Origin of the sequence: Enterococcus sp. DIV0421, assembly GCF_051713745.1 — a bacterium.
Lineage (GTDB): Bacteria > Bacillota > Bacilli > Lactobacillales > Enterococcaceae > Enterococcus_D > Enterococcus_D casseliflavus.
Map to the genome: position 1 here is coordinate 444,504 of NZ_JBIOQM010000002.1, position 24,800 is coordinate 469,303.

General features: G+C 43.5%; 27 protein-coding genes, 1 pseudogene, 1 riboswitch and 1 other annotated feature. Of the genes and pseudogenes, 17 read left to right on the forward strand and 11 right to left on the reverse strand.

What is annotated here, in order from left to right:
* Positions 1-18: 18 nt before the first annotated feature.
* A complete protein-coding gene (locus IGI96_RS13160) occupies positions 19-675 on the reverse strand; it encodes a Crp/Fnr family transcriptional regulator (RefSeq protein ID WP_008378905.1) in 657 nt (218 codons plus the stop codon).
* Between the two features lie 222 nt (positions 676-897).
* Here IGI96_RS13160 and IGI96_RS13165 point away from each other — a divergent pair, with 222 nt between their 5' ends.
* From IGI96_RS13165 to IGI96_RS13180, 4 genes are all read left to right on the forward strand, one after another.
* A complete protein-coding gene (locus tag IGI96_RS13165) occupies positions 898-2,163 on the forward strand; it encodes an MFS transporter (protein WP_375838486.1) in 1,266 nt (421 codons plus the stop codon).
* 31 nt (positions 2,164-2,194) lie between these two features.
* Complete coding sequence (locus tag IGI96_RS13170) at positions 2,195-2,377, forward strand: hypothetical protein (protein ID WP_005225550.1); 183 nt, start codon at positions 2,195-2,197, stop codon at positions 2,375-2,377.
* Between the two features lie 231 nt (positions 2,378-2,608).
* Positions 2,609-2,710, forward strand: a riboswitch (THF riboswitch).
* A gap of 26 nt (positions 2,711-2,736) precedes the next feature.
* A complete protein-coding gene (locus IGI96_RS13175; RefSeq protein ID WP_005225551.1) occupies positions 2,737-3,267 on the forward strand; it encodes a folate family ECF transporter S component in 531 nt (176 codons plus the stop codon).
* 130 nt (positions 3,268-3,397) lie between these two features.
* Positions 3,398-4,624, forward strand: coding sequence for a glycoside hydrolase family 3 protein (locus IGI96_RS13180; RefSeq protein ID WP_077452719.1), 1,227 nt, complete (start codon positions 3,398-3,400; stop codon positions 4,622-4,624).
* A gap of 73 nt (positions 4,625-4,697) precedes the next feature.
* Here the strand turns inward: IGI96_RS13180 and IGI96_RS13185 are convergent, their stop codons facing one another.
* The 9 genes from IGI96_RS13185 to IGI96_RS13225 all read right to left on the reverse strand — a co-directional run bounded on the left by IGI96_RS13185 (position 4,698) and on the right by IGI96_RS13225 (position 9,913).
* Positions 4,698-5,549 (reverse strand): Rgg/GadR/MutR family transcriptional regulator, encoded by an 852-nt coding sequence (locus IGI96_RS13185; protein ID WP_081116612.1) that lies wholly within the window; start codon positions 5,547-5,549, stop codon positions 4,698-4,700.
* Positions 5,550-5,952: 403 nt separating this feature from the next.
* On the reverse strand, positions 5,953-6,141 hold the full coding sequence (locus IGI96_RS13190; RefSeq protein WP_123834347.1) for a hypothetical protein: 189 nt from the start codon (positions 6,139-6,141) through the stop codon (positions 5,953-5,955).
* A 217-nt stretch (positions 6,142-6,358) separates the two neighbouring features.
* Positions 6,359-6,781 (reverse strand): VOC family protein, encoded by a 423-nt coding sequence (locus IGI96_RS13195; RefSeq protein WP_271772898.1) that lies wholly within the window; start codon positions 6,779-6,781, stop codon positions 6,359-6,361.
* A 103-nt stretch (positions 6,782-6,884) separates the two neighbouring features.
* A complete protein-coding gene (locus IGI96_RS13200; RefSeq protein ID WP_271772896.1) occupies positions 6,885-7,469 on the reverse strand; it encodes an AAA family ATPase in 585 nt (194 codons plus the stop codon).
* Positions 7,470-7,553: 84 nt separating this feature from the next.
* Positions 7,554-7,970 (reverse strand): YybH family protein, encoded by a 417-nt coding sequence (locus IGI96_RS13205; RefSeq protein WP_086294897.1) that lies wholly within the window; start codon positions 7,968-7,970, stop codon positions 7,554-7,556.
* A 35-nt stretch (positions 7,971-8,005) separates the two neighbouring features.
* Positions 8,006-8,377 carry a hypothetical protein gene (locus tag IGI96_RS13210; protein WP_074535041.1) on the reverse strand — a complete coding sequence of 124 codons (372 nt, stop codon included), beginning with the start codon at positions 8,375-8,377 and terminating at the stop codon, positions 8,006-8,008.
* A gap of 228 nt (positions 8,378-8,605) precedes the next feature.
* Positions 8,606-9,091 carry a tetratricopeptide repeat protein gene (locus tag IGI96_RS13215; protein ID WP_375838485.1) on the reverse strand — a complete coding sequence of 162 codons (486 nt, stop codon included), beginning with the start codon at positions 9,089-9,091 and terminating at the stop codon, positions 8,606-8,608.
* 57 nt (positions 9,092-9,148) lie between these two features.
* Positions 9,149-9,676 carry a GNAT family N-acetyltransferase gene (locus IGI96_RS13220; protein WP_375838484.1) on the reverse strand — a complete coding sequence of 176 codons (528 nt, stop codon included), beginning with the start codon at positions 9,674-9,676 and terminating at the stop codon, positions 9,149-9,151.
* A 24-nt stretch (positions 9,677-9,700) separates the two neighbouring features.
* Positions 9,701-9,913, reverse strand: coding sequence for a hypothetical protein (locus tag IGI96_RS13225; protein WP_347482602.1), 213 nt, complete (start codon positions 9,911-9,913; stop codon positions 9,701-9,703).
* A gap of 675 nt (positions 9,914-10,588) precedes the next feature.
* Positions 10,589-10,642 (forward strand) — a sequence feature (sodium ion sensor (DUF1646 type); this cis-regulatory element may regulate processes involved in with the transportation of sodium ions).
* A 110-nt stretch (positions 10,643-10,752) separates the two neighbouring features.
* On the opposite strand from IGI96_RS13225, the gene IGI96_RS13230 reads away from it, so the two are divergent.
* From IGI96_RS13230 to IGI96_RS13275, 10 genes are all read left to right on the forward strand, one after another.
* Entirely contained in the window at positions 10,753-11,085 is a 333-nt protein-coding gene (locus IGI96_RS13230; protein WP_172462566.1) for a V-type ATPase, subunit F family protein, read from the forward strand.
* Entirely contained in the window at positions 11,063-13,024 is a 1,962-nt protein-coding gene (locus IGI96_RS13235; RefSeq protein ID WP_375838483.1) for a V-type ATP synthase subunit I, read from the forward strand. Before IGI96_RS13230 ends, IGI96_RS13235 begins: the two co-directional genes overlap by 23 nt.
* Positions 13,021-13,491 (forward strand): V-type ATP synthase subunit K, encoded by a 471-nt coding sequence (locus tag IGI96_RS13240; RefSeq protein ID WP_005225567.1) that lies wholly within the window; start codon positions 13,021-13,023, stop codon positions 13,489-13,491. Before IGI96_RS13235 ends, IGI96_RS13240 begins: the two co-directional genes overlap by 4 nt.
* 13 nt (positions 13,492-13,504) lie before the next feature.
* Positions 13,505-14,089 carry a hypothetical protein gene (locus tag IGI96_RS13245; protein ID WP_087627187.1) on the forward strand — a complete coding sequence of 195 codons (585 nt, stop codon included), beginning with the start codon at positions 13,505-13,507 and terminating at the stop codon, positions 14,087-14,089.
* A gap of 3 nt (positions 14,090-14,092) precedes the next feature.
* On the forward strand, positions 14,093-15,079 hold the full coding sequence (locus tag IGI96_RS13250; protein WP_074535045.1) for a V-type ATPase subunit: 987 nt from the start codon (positions 14,093-14,095) through the stop codon (positions 15,077-15,079).
* Complete coding sequence (locus tag IGI96_RS13255) at positions 15,069-15,377, forward strand: V-type ATP synthase subunit F (RefSeq protein ID WP_005225570.1); 309 nt, start codon at positions 15,069-15,071, stop codon at positions 15,375-15,377. Before IGI96_RS13250 ends, IGI96_RS13255 begins: the two co-directional genes overlap by 11 nt.
* Before the next feature lie 15 nt (positions 15,378-15,392).
* Positions 15,393-17,180, forward strand: a complete 1,788-nt coding sequence (locus tag IGI96_RS13260) for a V-type ATP synthase subunit A (protein ID WP_086292067.1) — start codon at positions 15,393-15,395, stop codon at positions 17,178-17,180.
* Complete coding sequence (locus IGI96_RS13265; protein ID WP_010747828.1) at positions 17,164-18,561, forward strand: V-type ATP synthase subunit B; 1,398 nt, start codon at positions 17,164-17,166, stop codon at positions 18,559-18,561. The genes IGI96_RS13260 and IGI96_RS13265 overlap by 17 nt, the downstream gene beginning before the upstream one ends.
* Complete coding sequence (locus IGI96_RS13270) at positions 18,542-19,171, forward strand: V-type ATP synthase subunit D (protein WP_010747829.1); 630 nt, start codon at positions 18,542-18,544, stop codon at positions 19,169-19,171. Before IGI96_RS13265 ends, IGI96_RS13270 begins: the two co-directional genes overlap by 20 nt.
* A 78-nt stretch (positions 19,172-19,249) precedes the next feature.
* On the forward strand, positions 19,250-20,626 hold the full coding sequence (locus IGI96_RS13275) for a TrkH family potassium uptake protein (protein WP_375838482.1): 1,377 nt from the start codon (positions 19,250-19,252) through the stop codon (positions 20,624-20,626).
* A gap of 43 nt (positions 20,627-20,669) precedes the next feature.
* Here the strand turns inward: IGI96_RS13275 and IGI96_RS13280 are convergent, their stop codons facing one another.
* Positions 20,670-21,329: a hypothetical protein gene (locus IGI96_RS13280; protein WP_375838481.1), complete on the reverse strand. Its 660-nt coding sequence runs from the start codon at positions 21,327-21,329 to the stop codon at positions 20,670-20,672.
* Positions 21,330-21,637: 308 nt separating this feature from the next.
* On the opposite strand from IGI96_RS13280, the gene IGI96_RS13285 reads away from it, so the two are divergent.
* The 3 genes and pseudogenes from IGI96_RS13285 (at position 21,638) to IGI96_RS13295 (ending at position 24,775) form a co-directional block, all read left to right on the forward strand.
* Positions 21,638-22,009, forward strand: coding sequence for a MarR family winged helix-turn-helix transcriptional regulator (locus tag IGI96_RS13285; RefSeq protein WP_010747832.1), 372 nt, complete (start codon positions 21,638-21,640; stop codon positions 22,007-22,009).
* Positions 22,010-22,181: 172 nt separating this feature from the next.
* Positions 22,182-23,293, forward strand: a pseudogene (locus tag IGI96_RS13290) (NADH-dependent flavin oxidoreductase).
* A gap of 171 nt (positions 23,294-23,464) precedes the next feature.
* A complete protein-coding gene (locus IGI96_RS13295) occupies positions 23,465-24,775 on the forward strand; it encodes an ABC transporter substrate-binding protein (protein ID WP_375838479.1) in 1,311 nt (436 codons plus the stop codon).
* The last annotated feature ends 25 nt before the right edge of the window (positions 24,776-24,800 follow it).

Consider the following 24,800-nt stretch of genomic DNA (forward strand, 5'->3'; position numbering starts at 1 on the left):
GCAAAGTCTTTTTTTTGATCAATAAATAATATTCTCCCGAATAAAGTCGATATCTGTCACTAATAGTTTGCGATCGACACTTTTTAGGGCGCCAGATTCTCGTAATTTTTGCATCATTCGATTGACACTGCTGGCAGAGGTAATGCCGCAAAAGCGAGCGATCTCCTCATTGGTGACTTCAAAGTCAATCAAGACACCATCTGTTGTCTGGATTCCGAACGTTTCATACAGCTCATTGATTTGGGTACAGACAGCACCAAATTTGCCGTTCATCAGCATTTGCTGCATCTTTTTCATCGTATCCATCAAGTTTCTTCGATAATACTCTTTGACATAATCCTGCAGCAGACGGTCACGATTGACATCTGCCCAAAATTGATCCCGCACGATTTTGTATAATTCGGCTTCTTCTGATTCAACCCGCACATTAAAAGGGGCTTCGACTTCTTGAGAGGATTCGTCTTTAAACAAAGAGACGATCTCAAAATCCGTCAAATAGCGCAAGTTGAATTCGCGCCCTTCATGGGTCACTACGCTAGTTTTGATGATGCCTTTTTTTAAAATATAGACGTACCGATCCGGGATGCCTTCATATGTCAAGTAACTCTTTTTCTTACGGATAACGACCGGTATTGCTTGTTTTTCTAAATAATCACGTAATATCTGTTTCTCCACCCACGTTACTCCTTCACTTCATGCCAACCCAACATTTTCTGAAAAAAATCTGAAATTTCCTCTATTCATGCTTCATTAAAAGACATTTCTGGTGAAAAAGCAATAACAAATGTTAATGTTTCTTGTTAATGCTCTTTTTTAACAGCAAAAGCGCATTTCAAGCAGAGGAAGTTTCGGTATAGTAAAACGCATCACAGCACAAACAGGAGGAATGGAAGAAACATGTCAGATAGGGAAACCAATCAAGAAGGAGTCGTCAGCTCGTTGCCGACAACTAAAAATGAAAAACTATGGAACAAAGGGTTTATCACGATTACCTTGATCAATTTTATCGTCTTTCTCGTGTATTATTGTTTTGTCGTCATCACCGCGAAATTTGCCACGCAGGAGTTAGGGGCATCCACTGCACAAGCTGGCTTGGCAGCGGGGATCTATATTATCGGGACCTTGATCGCTCGCTTGTATGTTGGGAAAATTTTAGAATTAGTTGGTCGTAAAGCCGTTTTGCGCTGGGGGATATTGTTTTATGTCATTACCACCGCTACTTATTTGGTCTCAGTCAACATTTATATTTTAGATGCGGTGCGCTTTTTCAATGGCTTTGCTTATGGTGCCGTCTCGACTGCGGCTAATGCGATCGTCACCGCTTATATCCCAGCTTCCAAACATGGCGAAGGGATCAATTACTATGGATTAAGTACTAGTTTAGCAGCGGCGGTCGGACCTTTTATTGGTATGCTATTACTACCGACGGTCGGCTTTGATTTCATTATTTGGTTAGCAACTATTTTATCGATCGCAACAGCCATCGCTTGTTTCTGGTTCCCGGTCAAAAACATCCCATTGACGGAAGAACACAAAGCACAGCTGCAAAAATGGTCCATCAAAAGTTTTGTCGAACCAAAAGTCTTTTTCATTTCTGGGATTGCCTTTTTGATCGGGTTGGCTTATTCCAGCGTTCTCGGCTTCTTGTCGATCTACGCCAGTGACCTTGGGTTGGAAACGGCCGGTGCCTTTTTCTTCATCGTCTATGCACTTTCTGTGACCTTCACACGGCCAATGACGGGCAAACTGTTTGACCGCCATGGCGCAGATGCGGTCATGTATCCCAGCTTTCTATTCTTGACCCTTGGTCTTTTCTTATTGAGTATTACTGGCAACAGCTGGATGTTGTTGCTTGCGGGTTGCTTTGTCGGCTTGGGCTATGGCACCTTCATGTCCAATGGCCAAGCTGTCTGTCTGAAAGAAGTCGATCCTCACCGAGTCGGCGTAGCGCTCTCCACTTATTTCATCGGGCTGGATCTCGGCTTAGGCGTAGGTCCCTATGCATTAGGAAGCTTACACGGTCTGTTTGATTATTCGCAAATCTACATCTTATGCGGACTGATCCCAGTCGTCGTTCTTGTTTTATACAAATTGTTTTATAAAACGAAACGCGCAGTTGCCGCCGTTGGTACGATGAATCAGCCAATCAACGAAGAAGACTAACCTCAACCATTACAAAAAGGAGTGTTTCACCATGGATAACAATCAATTGATTATTGAAGCATTGAACAAATTAGTAACGAATATCAACGAATTGAATGAAGAAATGCATGCCATGAAAGAGGTTACCGCAACAATGACCCATGAACAGCTTGCTATCGATCATCAATTACGCGACATCAAATCGGTATTGATCAATGACAATCTGATTGGGTAAATTGTCATAAGGCTTGAAAGGAAACAAGAAACAGGAATGAACGCTTTTTTTGAGAATGTTTGCTGCTCACTTACTGGTGGCAGAAAGATTCACATGAGAAAAGCGTTTTTTTGATGCACAAAAAAAGAAAAGCGAACATTGGCAGATTTTGTACAAGAAAATAAGCAAGAAAAATTGTAGCAGTCCGCGCTTGTATGCTATAGTGTGTCTGGGTAGAAATACCTAAAAAAAATCAGAGTAGGAAATAAAGCGTTAAGTGCTGAAAGGATGGGATGTTGCCTTTCGGACGAAGAACGATCATTCGTTCGCGGTTTTATTTTCGCATTCGCTGCATGAATTTGTAGCAACTCTAAAAGGAGATGCTCGCTATGAAAAGAAAAGTCGATGCACACATGATTGCGGTCATGGGACTTTTGATTGCCTTAATGGTCGTCTTGTCGCAAATCTTGGGGTTTGAAACCTCCTATATCAAAATCACATTTTCCTTTGTACCACAGCTGATCATGGGTATGCTGTTTGGTCCGTTCTGGACAGCAGTTGGCTCCTCATTAGCCGATATCGCAGGAATGGTGATTTTTCCAAAATCAGCCTACTTTTTCGGCTTTACCATCAATGCCTTCGTTGGTGGACTGATTTATGGCTACTTCTTTTATCGGAAAGAAGTCACATTAAAACGAGCGGCGATGGTCGTCTTGTTAAATACACTTTTAATAACCTTGATCTTAACACCGATCTGGTTAGCTATGATGCTGAATATTCCTTTGACAAGCTGGGCGATCTGGTCGGTCCGCTTGCTAAAAGCAGTCATCATGTTCCCGATACAAACTGCGTTGATTTACATCGTAGGGCGTGCGGTACCATACAAACGGCTGATCCGACGGTTCGTTTAACGAGTAAAAAAGAACGATAACATCCATTGAAGTGAATCATCTGCGAATATTTCGTCAGTGGTTCACTTTTTTCTTTCTAAGGATTGGCTTAATCATTCTCAATAACTTGTTTAGAGGGGAAGGGGAACCTATGAATAAAAAAGGACTCGCTATGGGACTGTTTCTTTTCTTGGTCTTAGCAGCAATGGGAGGGATGAAGTGGATGATAGAACAGCAAAAACAGCAAACCGAAGAGCCAGCCATGATCCAGCAAAGTAGCTTGAGGGACGAAACACAGGAAGAAAGCAGGGAAAGTCAGGAACCCACCTCAGTTTCCACGTCAACTTCTGTTTCAACTTCCACGCAAGAACAGCCAGAAGAGGCAATAGCAGAAAAAATCGCCACGATGAGTTTGGAGGAAAAGGTCGGGCAATTGTTTTTTGTGCGTGTGCCAGAAAGCAATCAAATCGAAGAGCTTCAAAAGTATCACTTTGGTGGCTATCTGTTATTCGGCCGTGATACCGAAAATGAGACGGCGGCGAGCTTGAAACAGAAAATTTCAGATTACCAAGCAGCCAGCGCCATCCCGCTGTTAATCGGTATGGATGAAGAAGGGGGCACAGTGACTCGCATCAGCCGCAATCCGAACCTTACGGATCAGCGTTTTCTCTCACCACAACAGCTGTATGCCCAAGGTGGATGGTCAGCGATCGAAGAAGATACAGCAAAGAAAGCGGAAATTTTAAAAGCTTACGGCATCAATGCTGGGCTGTTTCCCGTTGCCGATGTTTCCACTGATCCGCAGTCCTTTATCTACGACCGAACCATTGGTATGGATGCGCAGGGCACGAGTGCGTTTGTAGAACGTGTGGTTCAAGTTTTACAGAAACACCACGTTGGGTCTACCTTGAAGCATTTTCCTGGCTATGGCAATAATCGTGACTCGCATGTCGAAATCGTCACCGATGACCGCCCGCTATCTGCACTGCGGGAAACGGATTTTCTGCCTTTTGCCGCAGGGATCAAAGCTGGTGCCGATAGTATTTTGGTCGCCCATACGATCGTCAATAGTATCGATAAGACCGTACCCGCCTCTATTTCAAAACCCGTGCATGAGCTGCTGCGAAATGAATTGCATTTTAAAGGGGTCATCATGACGGATGACTTGGATATGGCAGGACTTTCTGAGTTCATTCCGCAAAAAGAAGCCGCATTACAGGCGTTGCAGGCGGGAAATGATCTAGTGATCTCCTCTACCTATCAAGAACAGATTCCTTTTGTGGTACAAGCGGTTGAAGATGGCCGCTATTTAGAAGCTGATTTGAATGCTTCCGTCAAACGGGTCTTGCTCTGGAAAGAAGCATTGCATTTACTTTAAGAAAAAAATAAACCTGCTGTTTCCTCCGTGTAAGAGAGTCGTTCTCTTACTGAGAGGAAGCAGCAGGTTTTTTTTAGATACTCTGAGCCAGTGCCTCTAATTCTTTGGCAAAGGCTTCTTGCCCAATAAAACGCAGATAATCCAGTGCTTTTTCAATCGTGGCCATTCCCAGCGTACGATCTCCTTGAAACAAGGCGTAGATGCCTTCGAAATAACGAATCATCAAGCGGATACGATCATTGTCCGGCGGCAGGTGATCGGCTAGATACGTCAGCACATGCGCCAACTCGGCAGGTTTTTTGCGATCGATAAACAAGAAAGCCGCATTCGTCAGCAATTTTGTGTAGATTTGATAATTGATACTTAACGCATTGCTGTAAAAAATTTTTTTATTCAGGTGTTTCATTTGATACAAGATGTACTCGTCAGAAAAGAGGAAGAGCAGATTGGTAAATAAGGAGATTTCAAATTTTCCCCACGTGTCGATGCGTTCCAAGTATTTCTTGATGGTCGCTTCGATGATGCGCCGTTCTTCCTCGTCGGTAACCACGCCTTTTTTCTCTAAAATCAAAAAGAATTGACTATACAGGACATAATAGAAGAAATCCTTCGTGGTTTTATACAGCGCTTGGGCTTTGTTGATCAAAGAGAGGACTTCAGAATACTTGCTTTCATAGTAAGCGGTGGTCAACTGTTTGGATAGCTGCTTTTTCTCGCTGACTTGATTGTCATCCAAGCGATACTCAAATTCCTCCAAAGTGACATTTAAGCGGTCCAAATATTGGTGCAAAATATCAAAGGCGATGCGGTGCCCTTTTTGTTCAAAGGTTGCCAGTGTACTGCGTTCTGAAATGTTCTCAACCAATTTTCGCTGTGAGATATTTCGTTCCGTTCGTAACTCTTTTAACAAGTCATTGGCCTTCAAAAAATCCCTCCTAAAAAAAGTGGACGGAAAAATAGTCCAAATATGTTACAGCTTTATTTTGCGGGTAAACTTGAAGAAAGTCAATTAAAGGAGGAGAAATGGATGTTTGATTTTTTTAGTTTTCCCTGGGAAGTTGTAGAACTAATGGCTAACGTTTTTTCTTTCTTCAAATAATCGATCCTTTGTGATTGGTTAGCAATTGATTTTTTAACAGGAAAAAGTATAAGTGGTTTCACGTAATAAGTTACTGTTCATTCGTGCATTCAAACGCCCTCTCCCCAAACAGCTTACCCTGTCAAGGTGCGTAGGTTTGCCGAATCCCTTTTAAAAAAGGAGCAAACACAACAGCGAGTGATTGCTCTTTTTTTGTTGGTCAAAAAACCTGCATACGGCATCGCAACAGTCAGTTTTGTTTTTTCTTGAACATTGGTTCATTTGGATCAGAATAGTAATCAGGATTGAATTCATCATCGATCGAGACTCCGAAAAGAGAAACGAGACTGGGAAGAACCCCAATCACGCCGAGGACGACGGCAACTGGAAGGTAGAACGTTTTGCGCTTGTACCACGGAAGCTGCGATTTCTTTTCCATAGGAACTCCTCCTTTTTAAATAGTGTAGCATGTTCTGAGTTAAGTGTGTTAATAATTAACTTCAATATTTAAAAATATACTAAAACGGTATATCTGATGGGATAAAAAGTTTCGCTAGGTAAATCTAGGGAGCGTTCGTTTTTGTCATTGTTGCCAGAATCAAGTTTTATAAAAAAGGAACCGAGTAAGAAAGCCATCCTTCTTACTCGGTTCCATTTTATTGTAAGTAATCCTTGGTTTGGTCCATCAAGGTTTGAAAGTCTGATTCGTTTTTTCTTATCGCCTCTGTTAGGGTAAACAAATAACCGTTGGGGTCTTTGATGGTCATTTCAAGGGCATTCCACGGCTTTTCCATCAAAGGTTCCACGATCCACTTTTCGGGAATTTTCTGAGCGATATTCTGAAGATCAATCATCGCTACATTCAAAATTGCCCCATCGCCAACAGTGAACGAGTCTGCGGCAATCAGCATCAAATCTTGGTAGTCAGCAAGACGCAGATGGTCCATCGTCACTTGATTTTCTTGATTGCGAAACTGATACAATGACTGGAACCCCAAGATTTCAGCAAACCATTTTGATGATTGTTCAATATCTTTTGTCTTCAATTGATAAAACATTGGCATAACATAAACGTTCATTTTGACACCTCCTCTTAATTAGAGGATACCGCTTGACGCAGCGTCAAAGTCAATAGACAATTTCGTATTGAAGCAAAGCTTGAAAATGGCGTTTCTTTTAGACTTAAGTCAAGGAAAAATGGGCAATAATTGTTTGACTCACTTCATCAGGTGGTAAGTGGGTATTGTTGATTTTCAGCGAAGGAATCGTTGGAAAAAGGGTAGCTAATTCCTGTGGCAGGCTTTCTAAGCGATAGTTTTCAAACGAAGACAAAAGCTCGTTTCTAGAAAAAGCCAGCGCTCTTTTTGACGGCTTTGCGGCTAAACGGTCCTCATGGCAATTGCGCTTTAAGCGTTCCTCAATATCAGCCACTAATTCGATAAAATAGACCTTTTGCTGGGCATCGGTAAATAGTTGGGCGATCTCTTGTAAAAAAGCTAAATCTCCCGCTTGATCGAAACCAATCAAGACCGTAAAAATGATTGATTTTGTCGTATTATTGGCTTCATTTTGAACAAAGGCTTTGAAGAGTTCGATCCGCGTTTGATTAGACAAAGCGAATGCTGCGGGGCTATAGCCAAGAAAGTTCGCAAAAAGATCAATGGTCTGGTGATTGAATAAAAGCTTTGCATCCAATCGTTTTTCCAGTTCTTTGCCCACAGTCATTTTCCCTACGGCTTGTGCGCCAATCAAGACGATCAATGACATCACAACACATCCTTTTTATCAATCGTAACAAAGGTGGTTTGCAATGTAAATCAGTTCTTGTGATCATTTAAATCATGACGTAGGCTAGGGGGTAACTGAGGAGCTTAAGTGTTCGTGGACCAAAACCCAGTTTCCTTCGATCTTTTCAAAAACATTCGTGGCTCTACCCGAGCCTTCAATAAATTCTTCATTCAGAAAACCTTCATAGTGATACGTATAAAGACAGACTGCGGATTGAGCAGATTTGTGGAGCCATTGTACATCTGAAATATGATAATGTTCGTCTTTGATTAAGTCCCAAGCATTCTCAAAATATTGGCAAATTTCCATAGGTGTTCGACAGGTTGCATCAGAAAAGTAATAGATCGCCTGTTTTCCAAGGAATGGCTGAACTTGACGAAAATCGTGGGTATTGGTTGCTTGAATATAGCCTTCAAGAGCTTGTTCCGGTGTGTGGATACGCGCACTTCCTTTCGCAAATAGATAAGGATAGTGTATCAAGGAAACCGAAAACTGTGAACCCTTCTTCTCACTGACTATGTAAATAAGAAACGTCGGAACTTCTCCGACAAAGGGAAGAAAACCATGCAGCACAAAAGCACAGTCTGGAACAACAAAATGACTAGTAGATTGATCGTTTCAAATCGTGAATAAAGATAGAAGTGGATCAGCCATTCGAAGACATTGACAAAGACTAAATAAAGGTAGTGCGCTTTTTTGACTTTGCAGTTTTTTAACCAATAATAGCTTAAGTAATAATCCAGCAAGATCATCAATAATAGAAAAAGTTTGCTGAAAGCCGTCAGATTGTCATGCTGCGAGGCGAGTTTTTGAAAAAACAGCAAAAGGGTTGGTGTCGGAATATAAATGATCAATAAGGATAGGAAAAAATAGACAATAAAGGGCATAGTCATTCCTCCAATCTGTTATTAAAAAAACATAGATAAACTAACAGATTTATTGAGAGCCGTCAACTGGTTTTTTATCGAAAAATTCGATAATGATGGGTAGCGTTGCTTGGAGGAAAAGGTTCAAAGGAGAGTCGGTGGTAGCAAAGGATGATCGTGGGAAAATGAAAAAAGAAAGACTCCCTTTTACGAGAAAAGGGAGCAGAGGAGCTGCTTCATAGGGGATATTTATGCCCATGTCTCATTGAGTTTATCCGCATAAAACAAAAGTGCCTGTCGGTAAGACTGGATGTCTGGATCGCTAGAGGTTTCGGCAAGCAGGGTCAATAATCGTTTAGTGGCTTGCTCATACTCGGCGAGATTAAACAGTGTCATGGCATAGAAGGTTTGCAAAGCATGATTTTTTGGAAACTGCTTCATCGCTTGTAAAAACACTTCTTCGGCTTTTTGATAAGTGCCGAGGGCACGATAAGTGCTGCCTAGACCTAGGTAGGCATCTGGCAAGTCGTTTTCTGATAACCCTAAAGCGATTGCTTGTTCATAATAAGGAATTGCCTGTTGTTCTTCCCCTAAAAGATCATAGCTCCAAGCCGTTTGGTACTGCACAAAGGCATCTTGGGGATTTTCGGCAGCTAATTGAATCAATTGTTCATTTGATTGTTGCAGTTTTTTTTCAGTCCGCAGTTGGATCGCAGCAGCTAGTCGTTCATTCATTGGTTGGAAGCTCCTTTTCAAATAGTAGAAAATGACTTAGATAACTTGCAAGCTTAGCTAAGGAGAAAGATCAGCCCAGCTTTCACCTGCAAAAGAAAAACCGCATGCTTCATACAGCTTGTAGGCTGGCTGGTTTTCAACCGTCACTACCAAGTAAAGGTGAGTGAGTCCCATGGCTTTTGCTCGTTGGATCACTTCCTTCATCAGCAGCTTGGATAAGCCTTTGCCTTTAAAGGCTGCGTCCATAACGACAAATAATAGCAGGGGAAGCTCTTGAAACGTGCTGGTTACTACGGCACCGATAGGGTGATCATCCTTTTGTAACTGAAAAGAAAGCTCTGGGATCAAGGGACCGTATTTTCCGTCAGCAGTCTCTCTCAGCTCTCTTTGCCAGTCAGCAAGCGATTCCCCTTCGTCATCTGTCGTTTCATGATAGGCGGAATAAAAAAGCTCTGCGACACTTCGAGAATTCGGGAGAAAAGGCTCAAAAGAAAGGGCGGATTCTTGTAAAGCTTTGGGGGCATGTTGTAAGTCACAAGCCATAATGATTCGTTTCATAGAAGCACTCCTCTCTGCTCGTTTCATTTATTATAGCAGAGCCAAGCTTTTTCACGCTCGTTTTTTTCTAATAAAAGCCCAGATCCAACGAATTCCTTCATAGATTGCAGTGAAGACAGCTACCAGAAACAAAAACGACATGTAGTGGATCAAAAAAGCGAGCTGAAACCATAAGCCATAGACCATCGGCAGGACGACAAGCAAACAAAGAACCAATTCGATGTTTCGCTTTCTTCTAATTTTAAACCAACGTTCATCTGACATCCTTTTTTCCTCCTGTTCATTCTTTACACACACACTTCGTTAAATATCCATCTTTATATAAAATAATTGATAGAGTTGCGATATTTTGATTAAAAAACTAGAAAAATGATTTATTTTTTGGTAATCTTGAAGATAAGATTAGAAATAGCTGTTGTTTTTTATTTTGACTGATTTTCCCACGAAAGACAAGGTGAGCACAATGGAAAGAAAACCGATGTATTTAAAAAATGGGCTTCCTTTAATAATGGAACCAGGTAAAATTTACACATGCCTATATCGAGGCGGTTATTTCATTTGTGAAGAAAAGGGCCAACCTCTGCCACCGATAAAAAGAGAAGTGAAATAAGCGAACTTCTCACTTAAGATTTGTCAGGGATCGAATGGGTTGTTGGAACTGTTATCTCCTTTTGGGTACCAATCAAATGATGTCTAGCATTTTCAAAAAATCTCAACGTTCTTCATTCATACCATTCTAAGTCTTAAATTGATTTTGACCGATTTCAATTTAGTAAGAACAATCCGATCCCTGGCAAATGTTAGGTGGAAAGTTGGGCAGGTAGCAAGTGGATCAGTAATAGGTGAAAAACACTTTTTTCTCACAAAAGATGATTTTACTTGAATAGAACGCCGTTTTTTGCTATAATAGTTCAGGAATTGAAAAATAAAATAGACAAAGGTTGAGCATTTTTTATGCTTCAAGGATCAGGTTTGCCAAGGGGTGAGGCAAACATTCTTGGAGGAATGCTGGCCTTTTTTCATATCAGCATACTTCTTCGTGAGGTATGCTTTTTTTGTTTATTTTTCAGTTGAGAATACAAATCATTATAGGAGGGGAATCGATGAGAGAAGCTTTGACTCGTTTACGAGAAGCAGAAGAAGCCAATGAACAGCAATTGCGCGCTTTGAAAAAAGAATTGCAGTCGGAAGAAGCGCAGCAGCAACAAGTATTGCAAGAGCGATCAGCCGCTTTGGAAGAGGCGCTTGCTCAAGAACAAGCAACAATCGAAGAGCAGTTGCAACAGTCACTAGCAGCACAAAAGCAGCAGCTGGCAAAAGAGAACCAGCAAGTGTTAGATCGTTACCAAAAAAATATGCAAAGCTTCCAAGAGCAAGCGGTTCAACAGATCGTTGAAGGAGTGATCGGGACTTATGGCAGTAACCAAACTAAATAAACTAACGTTGATCACCCCGAAGCACTACCAAGAAAGGTTATTGACGAAGCTGCAAACGATGCAGTTTGTTGAAATCGAGAACGTATTTGAGCAGGAAGCCAACGAAACTTGGCTGCAGGAATTTTTTGCAGGAGCCACCCCAGAAGGTGCTTCTCATCAACCAATGATTCGTCGACTGCAAGAAGCGATCCGCTTTATTCGTCAAAATGGTGATGCGAAAAAAGGCACGGAATGGCAACGAGATGCCTTGCGGCTGTCGGACTTTGAAACAAGCTTCGATGAAGCCGCAGCATTAACGGAGCTGGTTGAAATCGAGAATTTGCAGGAGCGCTGGGTAGAGACGATCGAAGCGATCGAAGCAGCGACGCAGTCGGAAGAATGGGCGACACAATGGCAAAATCTTGACGTACCCTTGGAGATCGAAGCGCCTGCACATACAAGTTTTTTTGCTGGGAGTGTCGAAGGCCCACGCTGGGAAGATCTAGCTGAAGCCTTGCGTCAATTGGAAGAGGTTCATATCGAAGTGATCTATTCTGAACCCAAAAAAGTCAATTTCAGCTGCCTGTTTTTAACAGCGATCGAAGAGCAAGTGTTCCAATTGTTTCACCGATATGGGGTGAAGAAAGAAACTGGCCTGACATCCGAATCACCAAAAGTGGTTTTGCAAAATGCGAAACAAGCCTTGACTTCCTTGACGCAGCAGCGCAAAGAACTGATTACAGAAATTAGTCAGCACAAACAACGGCTGATCCTGCTGCAGCAAGCGGAAGAACTTTTTTTGACTCGTGAGAATCGGGCAATGATGCAACAGCGTTTAGCAGCTGGTCAGACCTTTGCCCTCTTGCGCGGCTGGATTGCAGAAAAGGATCAGCCGTTAGTGGCGGAAATGGTCCAAGAATCCTTTGCCAACGAGATTTACTATTCATTTGAAGAACCCACTGCAGAGGAGATCGCTGCCAATCAAGTGCCAACGAAGCTAAAAAACGCCTCGTTTATTCAACCCTTTGAAATGTTGACGGAAATGTACAGCTTGCCAAAATACGATGAGATCGATCCAACCCCATGGATGACGCCTTTTTACTATGTTTTCTTTGGTATGATGGTGGCTGACTTAGGTTATGGTGCATTAATGGCTGTCGCGACCACGATTGGGCTACACGCCTTGCGTTTGCCCAAAGGAACCAAACGGTTTCTGAAATTGTTCCAGATTTTGTCTGTGCCAACTATGATTTGGGGCGCAATCTACGGCTCCTTCTTTGGTGCTACATTGCCCTTCCAACTTTTATCGCCCTCCGAAGATTTTATGGCGATCTTTGGTCTATCCATGATTTTTGGTGGCATCCAACTGTTTACAGGCCTTTATTTAGCAGCCAAAGAAAATATCCGCAAAAAGGATCTTTTAGGTGCAGTCAACGAAGGCTTTGCGTGGCTAGGACTTTTGAGTGGTCTTTTAGTGGCAGCCGCAGGCAATCTTTTGATCGATGTCCCAGCACTAACAACCGTCGGCTTGATTTTAGCAGGCTTTAGTGCCTTATTGATCATCGTGGTACCGATTCTGAAAGGGAAAACCAAAGTGGGCGGCTTCTTTTTAGGCTTGTATGACTTATACGGTGTGACCAGTTACATCGGCGACTTTGTCAGCTATAGCCGCTTGATGGCATTAGGGATCTCTGGTGGGAGTATCGCAGCAGCCTTCAACTTATTGGTGGGCTATTTGCCGCCAGCCGCTCGTTTTTCTGTAGGCATTCTCTTATTGGTTGTCCTACAAGCTTTAAACATCTTTTTATCGTTACTGAGTGCGTATGTGCATGCCGCTCGTTTACAATATGTAGAGTTTTTCGGAAAATTTTTCACTGGTGGGGGGCGCCAATTTGAAACCTTTAAGCCAAGTGAGAAATACGTTGATTTTGATAAAGAAAATGGAGGAGACAATAAATGATTGATTACTTAATTAATAATAATGGTGGTATGGTGTTTGCAATTATCGGAATGGGGATCGCTACGATCTTTTCTGGGATCGGTTCAGCCAAAGGGGTGGGCCAAACTGGTGAAGCAGCGGCAGCCTTAACGACGAATCAGCCGGAGAAGTTTGGACAAGCCTTGATTTTACAATTGCTTCCCGGAACGCAAGGACTTTACGGATTCGTTATTGCGTTTATGATCTATGGTAGCTTAAGTGGTGAAATGTCGACAGTGACTGGTATGGCGTACTTGATGGCCTCACTGCCAGTTGCCTTTACTGGCTTATTCTCAGGAATGGCCCAAGGGAAGGTCGCTGCAGCTGGGATTCAAATTTTAGCGAAGAAACCAGAGCATTTCTTTAAAGGGGTCATGTTCTCAGTAATGGTTGAGATGTATGCCATCTTAGGCTTTGTTATTTCTTTCTTACTTTTAGGAACGATTTAAAGGGGGCGAAGGTATGGATGCAATCGACAAAATGATTGCTGAACTAGACCAAGAAGCGCAGACAAAACGGGAACGTTTGGCTGCCGCTGAACGTGCTAGGATCAGTGAAACGATGGCACGTGACTGGGCGAAAAAAGAGTCGGACTTGCAGCTTCGTGCCCAGCAAGCAAAAAAGCAAGCCGAAAAAAATTATCAGCAAGCGCTGAATCGCCAAGCAAGTGCCGCTAAGCAGCAGCAAATGGTGAAACAAAACGAATACCTGACACAACTTTTTGAGCAAGCGTATCAACAAATGGTTGCCTGGACGCCAGAAGAGCTGCAGTCATTTGCTGAAAATGTGCTGCAACAGCTGCCGATCAGCGGGACGGTGACCTTCCACGCTGGTCCTGAGCAAGCAGCCCATCTAGATGCCGCTTGGCTTACGTCTTGTCAATCAAAACTACCGTATCAAATCAAAGCAGGCGCACCATTGTCAGAAGCAGGCTTTTTGGTGGATGACAACGGCATTCAATACAATTTTACCTATCAGGTTTTGCTTGATGAATACAAGAAAGAAACCCGGGAACGGTGGTTGCAGATCATACAACAAGGAGGTTGATCCATGAGGAACTATCATCAATTGAATCCAATCATTCGGCTGAAAGAGATGACGTTGCTAAAGCCGCAAGAAGTCGAGCAAATGATTGCGGCAGAAGGGTTTGCTGAAGTCGAAGCTGTCTTGCAGCAGACCCATTATCAACGCTATTTGAAGCCAGATTTTCATGAACGATTCGAAACCTATCTCGATGAAGAATTGTTAAAGACGATCAAAGAATTGGCCGAGCTGGTTCCTGATCAAGAGATCCTCCGACTGTATATGATGCCTTTTACTTTCCATAATCTAAAAGTCTTGACCAAAGAGTCAGTCACTGGAAAAGATTATGATCATCTACTGATCGAAGATGGTTTTTACACGATCGATGAGTGTCGGACCGCCATCAAAACGGGAACCTCAGAGGTATTGCCTGAGAAAATCGTGACTACAATCCAAGAAGTGCGGGAGTACTTAGAAGGCGGCGCCGTGCTGCAAGGCATCGATATCATTTACGATCGCCGGTATTTACATGAACAACGGCGACTGGCAGATGAAATCAAGATCCCTGAGCTACAAGAAGCTGTCATCAAGATGATCGATCTGACCAATATAACGATTGCCGCTCGTTGTGTACTTCAAAAACGATCGCGTAGTTTTATGGAGGCAGTCTTAGTGAGTGTCGGCAGTATCCCGAAAGAAGAATTTTTAGCGTTTGCGGATGCGTCCTATAGTGACTTTTTAGCCTTCTTATTAGAAAGTGATTATCAGGAAGTGTTGCGGCCTTTGATTCATGAACAGGTGATCGACTTTGCTGGCTTGGCACTTTTGCAAGACAATTTGATCACAGAAAGCTATGGCCAAGCCCAAACAGATGCTTTAGGACCACTGCCTTTACTCGCATTTTTGAATGCTAAGGTTTTGGAACTGCAAAATCTGCGTATCTTGCTAGTAGGCAAACGCAGTGGCTTTACGGAAGAACAACTCAGAGAAAGGATGCGGCACTATGACTCATAAAATCGGCGTAATCGGCGAGAAAGAATCCGTCATTCCTTTTCAATTATTTGGCTTTCAGGTCTGCTATGCCTCGGAAGAAAAAGAAGTGAAGCAGGCGTTGGCAAAATTAATGAAGAACAGTACGATCATCTACCTGACTGAAAAATGTGCCGAGCTGATTCCCGATGAATTAGCAAAAGTCCAACAAAAAATGACACCTGCAGTCATCTTGATTCCTGATTATGATGGTTCCCGAGGAATCGGCAAGCGAATGATTCAAGAAAATGTCGAAAAAGCAGTTGGACAAAACATACTATAGAGAGGAGCCGATGTTGTGGAAAAAGGAACAATTATTAAAGTATCTGGTCCATTGGTGCTAGCCAAAAATATGGGCCATGCAAGTTTAGAAGATATCTGTTATGTAGGAGATTTAGGCGTGGTCGGTGAGATCATCGAAATGCGCGGCGACGTCGCTTCGATCCAAGTCTATGAAGAAACGTCTGGGATCGGACCTGGTGAACCAGTCGAAACCACCGGTGAACCGCTATCCGTCGAATTGGCGCCTGGGATCATGTCACAAATGTTTGATGGCATCCAACGTCCCTTAGAAACCTTCATGTCTGTCACCCAAAGCAACTTCTTGACGCGTGGGGTGCAATTGCCTGCGTTGGATCATGAGAAAAAGTGGCCCTTTGTACCGACAGTCGAAGTCGGCGAAGTAGTCAGTACCGGGATGGTCATCGGCACCGTGCAAGAAACACCGTTGATCAATCACAAGATCATGGTTCCTCATGGCGTTTCAGGAACAGTCAAGGCTGTTTATGCGGGGGAATTTACCATCGATGAAACGATTTATGTTTTAGATACACCCAAAGGAGAACGTTCTTTCACGATGCTGCAAAAATGGCCCGTTCGTCATAGCCGTCCAGTAAAGCAAAAACTGAATCCAGTCGAACCAATGATTACTGGTCAGCGAGTGATCGACACCTTCTTTCCAATCGCTAAAGGCGGGGCGTCAGCCGTTCCAGGACCTTTTGGTGCAGGGAAAACTGTCGTTCAGCACCAAATCGCCAAATGGGCGGATGTCGATCTGGTCGTCTATGTCGGCTGCGGCGAACGCGGCAATGAAATGACCGATGTAATGAACGAGTTTCCAGAGTTGATCGACCCTCGTAGTGGTGAATCTTTAATGGCGAGAACCGTGTTGATCGCTAACACCTCCAATATGCCGGTAGCCGCTCGGGAAGCGTCGATTTATACTGGGATCACGATTGCGGAATACTTCCGAGACATGGGGTATTCAGTGGCGATCATGGCGGATTCCACCTCACGTTGGGCAGAAGCACTGCGAGAAATGTCTGGTCGTCTGGAAGAAATGCCTGGGGATGAAGGGTATCCAGCTTACTTAGGCAGCCGCTTGGCAGAGTATTATGAGCGTTCTGGAAAAGCGATTTGCTTAGGTTCTGATCAAGAAGGCAGTATCACTGCCATCAGCGCCGTTTCACCATCAGGCGGCGATATTTCAGAACCAGTTACCCAAAATACGTTGCGGGTCGTAAAAGTCTTTTGGGGCTTAGATGCCACTTTAGCGCAAAAGCGTCATTTTCCATCGATCGATTGGTTGAAGAGCTATTCATTATACGAAAACGAATTGGGTGCCTTTTTGGACCAACAAATGCAAGTAGATTGGTCCAAACAAGTAACAGAAGCCATGCGGATGCTGCAAAAAGAATCTGAGTTGTCAGAGATCGTTCGACTTGTCGGCATCGACGCTTTGTCCGAAAAAGATCAGTTATTGCTGGAAACCACCAAATCATTGAGAGAAGATTTCTTGCAGCAAAACGCTTTTGACGACGTCGATACGTTTACCTCTCGTGAAAAGCAGTTCAAAATGCTGGAAACGATCTTGCTGCTCCACAAAGAAGCGGAAGATGCGTTGACACTAGGTGCGTATCTTTCAGAAATCTATGCAGGAACCGAAGAATTGCGAGACAAAGTGGCACGTATGAAGTACTTGCCTGAAACGGAATTAGCAAAAATTCCTGCTTTGCATCAAGAGATCAAAGCAACGATGAAAGAAATTTTACAGAAAGGAGACCGCACCGATGATCAAGGAATATAAAACGATTGGAGAAGTCGTCGGACCATTGATGGCCGTCGATCGCGTCTCCGGTGTCAAATACGAAGAGTTGATCGAAGTCCGCATGCAAAACGGCGAAACGCGGCAAGGACAAGTACTGGAGATCCAAGAAGACAAAGCGTTGGTCCAAATTTTTGAAGGAACCGGCGGGATCAATTTGCGGGAATCTGCGGTGCGTTTCTTAGGACATCCTTTGGAATTAGGCGTTTCCGAGCAAATGATCGGGCGAGTCTTTGACGGCTTAGGTCGGGTCAAAGATGGCGGAGTAGAGATCGTCCCAGAAAAATTTATGGACATCAACGGCGAAGTGATCAATCCAGCAGCGCGGGATTATCCTGATGAGTTTATTCAAACGGGGATCTCATCGATCGACCACTTGAATACGCTTGTTCGGGGACAAAAGCTGCCGATTTTTTCTGGTTCTGGTCTGCCTCATAAAGAATTGGCTTCGCAAATTGCGCGTCAAGCACAAGTGTTGAACTCGGAAGACGATTTCGCTGTTGTGTTTGCTGGCATCGGGATCACCTTTGAAGAAGCAGAATATTTCATGGAAGATTTTCGTCAAACTGGCGCCATCGACCATTCTGTCGTCTTTATGAATCTAGCCAATGACCCAGCGATCGAGCGGATCGCTACTCCCCGAATGGCACTGACGGCAGCCGAATACTTGGCTTATGAAAAGGGCATGCATGTCTTGGTGATCATGACGGATATGACCAACTACTGTGAAGCTTTGCGGGAGATCTCCTCTGCTCGTCGTGAAGTGCCAGGACGTCGGGGTTATCCTGGGTATCTTTATACCAATCTATCAACGTTATATGAACGTGCGGGACGGATTCGCGGCTTGAAAGGCTCAGTGACCCAGCTACCGATTTTGACCATGCCAGAAGATGACAAAACCCATCCGATTCCCGATTTGACCGGCTATATCACCGAAGGACAAATCATCTTGTCTCGTGATTTGTATAAAAACGGCATCCAGCCACCCATCGATGTCTTGCCGTCATTGTCACGGTTAAAAGATAAAGGGACCGGTGAAGGAAAAACCCGTAAAGACCATGCCGCAACGATGAACCAGTTGTTTTCTGCCTATGCTCAAGGAAAGCAAGCCAAGGAATTGGCAGTCGTTTTAGGAGAATCGGCATTGTCGGAAGTAGATAAAACCTATGCCAAATTTGCGGAACGCTTCGAAAATGAATACTTGAACCAAGGGTATCGCACCAACCGTTCGATTATCGAAACCTTGGAATTAGGCTGGGAATTATTGGCGATGCTGCCAAAAGTCGAACTGAAGCGGATCAGCGATGCCCTACTGGCGGAATACTTACCGGGAGAGGAGAACAATGGCGCAAAAAACCGTTAATCCAACCCGCATGGAGCTGTCGCGCCTCAGCAAACAATTGGCGACAGCCAAACGCGGACACAAATTATTAAAAGACAAACAAGACGAACTCATGCGTCAATTTATTGAATTGATCAAAAAGAATGACCGCTTGCGTAAAGAAGTCGAAGAACAATTGCAGCGTGCCATGAAGGCATTTCGCTTAGCCAATGCCACAATCAATGAAAAATACATTGAAGAAATGTTTATTTTACCAGCAACTGAGGTCTCCCTTGAATTATCCACGAAAAATATCATGAGTGTGGAAGTGCCAGTGATGCATTTTGATTACGACGATACGGTGATGCAAGCGCCGATCGAGTACGGCTTTTTGAATTCCAATGTTCCGTTAGATAATGCGGTCGCCCGTTTTACCGACGTCATGCCGAAGCTGTTGGAGCTAACGGAAATCGAAAAGACCTGTCAATTGATGGCAGGGGAAATCGAACGGACGCGCCGACGCGTCAATGCCCTAGAATATTTGACGATTCCCGAGCTGGAAGAAGCCATTTATGGAATCAAAATGCGGCTGGAAGAAAATGAACGAGCAAACGTAACAAGAATGATCAAAGTGAAGAATAAATCAAAATAAAATGGTATGATAAGAGAAAAAATAAATGCAATAAACTTGGATTACTAAGACATTGGTTTTTGCAAAAGGTCAAAGGAAATGAAAATGAAAAAAAGAAATCGTTTGAAAAAAAAGCTGGCATCGCAACGCTTTTTGATTCCGCAGATCGTCACTCTGGTCTTCGTTTTGCTGATATTGGCAGGAACTGGCTTGCTAATGCTGCCGGCTGTCACCCAAAGTGGTGAAGGCACCAACTTTTTAGATGCGCTGTTTACTGCCACATCGGCTGTTTGCGTGACGGGTCTTTCGACCTTGACCGTAGCCGATCATTACAACCTGTGGGGCCAAGGGATCTTGCTGATGCTGATTGAGATCGGTGGGATCGGCTTCATGTCGATTCCCGTCTTCTTTTACATCTTGGCGAGAAAAAGAGTCCATCTTAGTACTCGGATGATTTTGCGGGAATCATTGAATCTGGACCGAATGTCTGGAGAGATCCATTTGGCATGGTACCTGATTCGGATCGCCTTTTTGATCCAAGTCAGTGGGATCATCTTGCTGGCTTTTGCATTCGTGCCCCGTTTTGGTTGGGAGCAAGGCCTTTGGTACAGTGTTTTTCATGCGATCTCGGCCTTTTGTAATGCTGGGTTTGATTTGTTCGGCAACAGCATGGTAGGGTTTCAAAACGACCCATTTGTGCTGGGGGTCATCAGTTTCTTGATTATCGCAGGTGGTCTGGGATTTCTCGTTTGGTTCGATCTCCTGCATACGGCGTCCAAAAAACGGTCCCTGCATAGCCGCTTGGCATGGATCGCTATGATCGTTTTGGTAGTTTTTGGAACGGCAGGGTTCTTTTTGACCGAAGCCAATTCACAGTTGATCACGGGTGATTCGGTCATCGAACGTTTTTTCCAATACCTCTTCTTAGCGGTCACCCCAAGAACCGCGGGGTTTTTCAGTATTGATTACGGACAAATGAGTCAAGCAGGCTTGATGCTGACGATGATTTTAATGTATATCGGCGGCACCTCTGGATCAACTGCTGGGGGATTGAAGACAACGACATTTGCGGTCTTGATCATCAAGATCCGCAGCTTATTGAAAGGGCGCAGTCGAGCGGAAGTTTTTGGTCGCACGATCAAAGAATCTGCTGTATCGCGTGCCTTTACGTTGTTCTTCCTTACCTTGACGTTATGCTTCGTAGCGATTTTCTTATTGTCGATCACTGAGAGTATGCCGCAAACCCCAAACTTTGGGTTGCCAATCATTGCCTTTGAAGTTTTTTCCGCTTTTGGAACGGTGGGGTTGACCATGGGGTTGACGCCTTACTTGTCGGTTTTTGGCAAACTTTTGATCATTTTTTTGATGTTCATTGGTCGAGTCGGCATCATGACCGTTGCTTTTTCATTGATGAAAAAAGCCAACAAACAAGAAGCTGGCTACAAATATCCTGATGAAACCGTGATGATCGGGTAACGAAACAGGGAAACGAAGCACGCTTCGTTTCCCTGTTTTTCGTTTATTGAAGTACTTCTAACATCACATCTCGTTGGTCATCGCTGACATTTCCCGCATAGTTCGGTGTGATCAAAGATAGACCACCCTCCTTATTTGTAAATAGGTACAGGTTGTGGCTAAAATCAGGATTTCCATTGGAAGTGATCCCTTTTGCAAAGGTCAATTGAGTGTTCACTTTTACGGTGCGAATCCCATTGTCATTTGCTGAAAAGATGCGAATCTCCTTTGTTGCGATCGTATCGACTTGTGCTTCATAGCTTGCGCTGTCGCCGATCGAAATGATCAATGGGCTCGTATTTTGAATCGTGACAGCATCTGGTACATTGACGCCATGGAAATAAAAAGTCAGTGAAGGGCCATATTGGGAAAGATCAACGGCATATGGAAACTCGTTGGTGGATACTGAGCTTGCTGTCGTTTGCGTTGCGTCAGAGTGGTCCGTCGATTGCTGGCTTGAGGTTGAAGTTTCTGAAGTAGAGGTTGACGCTAAGGAGCTGCTTTCAGTCGTTTGCATCGTCGTACTTTGTTTGCTTACAGTAGACACATGACTTTGGCTTAGCTCGCTGGTTGATTGCGCGGTATCTTTTTCGTTGTTACAGCCTGTCAAAAGCCCCAAACTGACCAGCGTCAGTGTCCCAATCAAAGAAATTGTTTTTTTCATCGTTTGTTTCATCCTTTCCTACGAATACTAAAACATCTAAAAAAAACAAATTATTGTGTGAAAATGCACAATTATGTTGATATAGTGTTTAAATATTCTTTGGTGTTAAAGATATTGTAGTCCAGAACACTGAAAAAGAATAGGAAGATTTTGCTGAATTTTTCATCAATTCTATCATAAAATATTCATGAACGCCCGCAGTAGCTGGCAAATTTTGTATAATAAAGTGTTAGCCTTTTCTGGCGACTTGCGTAACGCAGGGATCTAGATTAAAATACCTTGGTATAGAAGAATGGGTGGTGAAGAGGATGGAAAAAGAACGGATGGGGCAATGGTTAGCCTTTACGAATCAGCATCAAGCGATCGAAGCTCGTTTGGAGCAAGCCCTCAAAGCAGAAAGCAATCTGTCTTTGAATGAGTATTACGTGCTTTATTACTTAGAAAAGACCCCCAATCATAGCATGCGCCTCAATGATTTGATCGCCCATTTTGATCTGAGTCAAAGTGCGATGTCACGTATGATCATGCGCATGGAAGACAAGCTGTGCGGTGTGATCGAACGGCATTCTTGTCAAGATGATAAGCGGGGGATCTATATTGATTTGACCCAATCAGGTGAAAAGAAACTGCAGCGTTCAAAAGTCGTTTTTGAAAAAGTCTTGGAGGAAATGCTAGACTAATGATGTTTTTCACTTGTTTTCTCCTTGATTCTTTTGTAATATAGATGCATGTGCATGTATATTTTGATAAAGGGAAAAAAGATGCACCGATTTGCTTTAAGGATCTCCTTGAAAAACTAAGCCAGTCAGATCCACAAAGCGAAATGAATCCAATGGAAAAGGTGGGAAACCCATGCGAAATGTAACAGACAAAGCAACATTTAAGCGCGGATTGCAGTTGAAAAATCGAATCATTATGGCACCAATGACGACCAAGATGTCCTTCTTTGATGGGGTGATTACGAAAGATGAGTTGGCTTACTATGGCTTACGCTCTGGGGAAGTCGGAGCAGTCATCACAGCGGCAGCCAATGTCCAAGAAGATGGCAAGGGCTGGGAAGGGGAATTAGGCGCTTACGACGATGCCTTTTTACCTGGATTAAGTAAATTAGCCAGCACCATCAAAACCAATGGGACCAAAGCTATTTTACAGATTTTTCATGCCGGTCGGATGACGGATGACTCGGTCCTACGAGGAACACAACCGATTTCTGCTAGCGCAGTTGCTGCCGAACGACCAAATGCCAGGTTCCCCGAGAAGTCACAGTAGATGAGATTTTAACGATTATTGAAAACTTTAAAAAAGCTACCGAACGGGCGATCAAGGCGGGGTTTGATGGCGTAGAACTCCACGGAGCCAATACGTATTTGATCCAACAATTCTTTTCTCCGCACTCAAATCGTCGATCCGATGAATGGGGTGGCTCACTAGAGAACCGTTATCGTTTTATTGAGAAGCTCGTCGATGAAGTATTGGAAACAGTGGACCAATCAGGTGTGAAGGAGTTTATCGTCGGTTATCGTTTTTCACCGGAAGAATTCGAAGAACCAGGGATTCGCTTTGAAGATACGTTGTTCTTAGTGGACCAACTGGCAGAAAAAGGATTAGACTATCTGCACATCTCCCTTGCGGATTATACCCGCAAATCGATTTCAAAAGCGTACCAAGCAAAATCGATGTTGGCGTATGTCTATGAAAAAATCGCTCAGCGGGTTCCTTTGATTGGTGTAGGGGATGTCCGAACATCGAAAGATGCCGCGGGATTGCTAGAACATGCAGACTTTGTAGCAGTGGGCCGGGCATTGTTGATCGATCCTCATTGGGGACAAAAAGTCTTAGACGGTCAAGATGAATTGATCCGCACCACGGTTTCTACTTACGAACGTGAGGAACTCGTATTACAAAACGGCGTTTGGGGTTTTATGGAAAATATGATGCCAGATCGCCTAAATGAAGAAAAATAAGCAGACAACCACCTTTGCCTTGGGCGAAGGTGGTTTTTTGGTAATACGAGAGGAACGATCCAATTATTTTCAATTATGAACATCATTCTTTATAATTGGTGTAATGGTAAGCGCTTACTTTATTTTTATGCTATCGGGGGATGAGGAGAGAATCATATTGGAGGGAGAAAAATGAAAAAAAGTAGCTTGTTCTTGCTAGTAATTGTCACAGGGGTGTTGTTCGCTGGTTGTGGAGGAAATCAAGAAACAGCAGATTCACAAGATTTTGCCAGTACAGATGAGAATACGCTAACTGTTTGGGCTTGGGACACAAATTTTAATATTCCAATTATGGAAAAAGCCGGGGAATATTACAATGCGGACAATGACGCAATCGACCTTAATGTCGTCGAGATGTCCAACGAGGATACCAAGCAAAAAATGGTTTCATCCTTTACTTCAGGGGTCTCCGAAGGTTTGCCAGACATCGTTTTGATGGATGACTATGATGTGCAGAACTATTTGCTGAACTACGAAGGGAAATTTGCAGAATTATCGGAAGACATTGACTTTGACCAATTTGCTCCTTACAAAGTAACGAATGCGACCTATCAAGAAGGCGTTTATGCGGTTCCTTTTGATTCAGGTTCTGCTGGACTCTACTACCGCAAAGATTATTTAAGTGAAGCGGGGATCGATGAAAGTGAACTCACCAATCTAACCTGGTCCAAATTTGTGGAGATTGGTGAGACAGTCAAAGAAAAAACGGGGAAATGGTTCGTCGCGTTTATTCCAAATCGCGGCACTCATTATATCCAGATGGCGATGCAGTCAGCCGGATTATGGTATTTTGATGAAGACGGAAACATATTCTTGAAAGACAATCCTGCTATTCGTGAAATGCTGCCGATCCTGAAGACGATCGAAGAAAAAGAGTTGGCAAAACCAGTAGATTATTTTGCGCCAGAAGGGATCGGTGCAGTGACGAGTGGAGAAGTGGCAGCAGTCAATTCAGCCATCTGGTTTTCAGCGACGATCCGCTCCGCAGAAGATCAAAAAGGAAAATGGGGCTATACGAATCTTCCTCAATTAGAGACAGTGTCTGGAGCGACACCTTACTCGAACTTGGGTGGTTCTAGCTGGTTGGTGCTCAATGACTCACCAAATAAAGCGTTGGCCATTGATTTTCTTAAACAAGAATTTGCTGGGAATGATGAATTCTATCAAGAGATTTTAGTAGAAAATGGAGCAGTGGGGACTTACCTACCCTCACAAGAAGGAGAAGCTTATCAATATGAAGATCCTTTCTTTAATGACGCCCCAATCTATAAAGATTTTTCCAGTTGGATGGCGGACATCCCCGCCGTTGATTACGGGGTAAATACCCAAGCGGCAGTGGATGCCTTGCGTGGGGGAATGCAAAGCTATTTTGATGGTGCCATGTCCTTAGAGGATATGTTGACGGAAGCAGAAAACACCTACAAGATGCAAGTCGGCGAATAGCCGACTTGTGTTGCTTAAGGAGTGA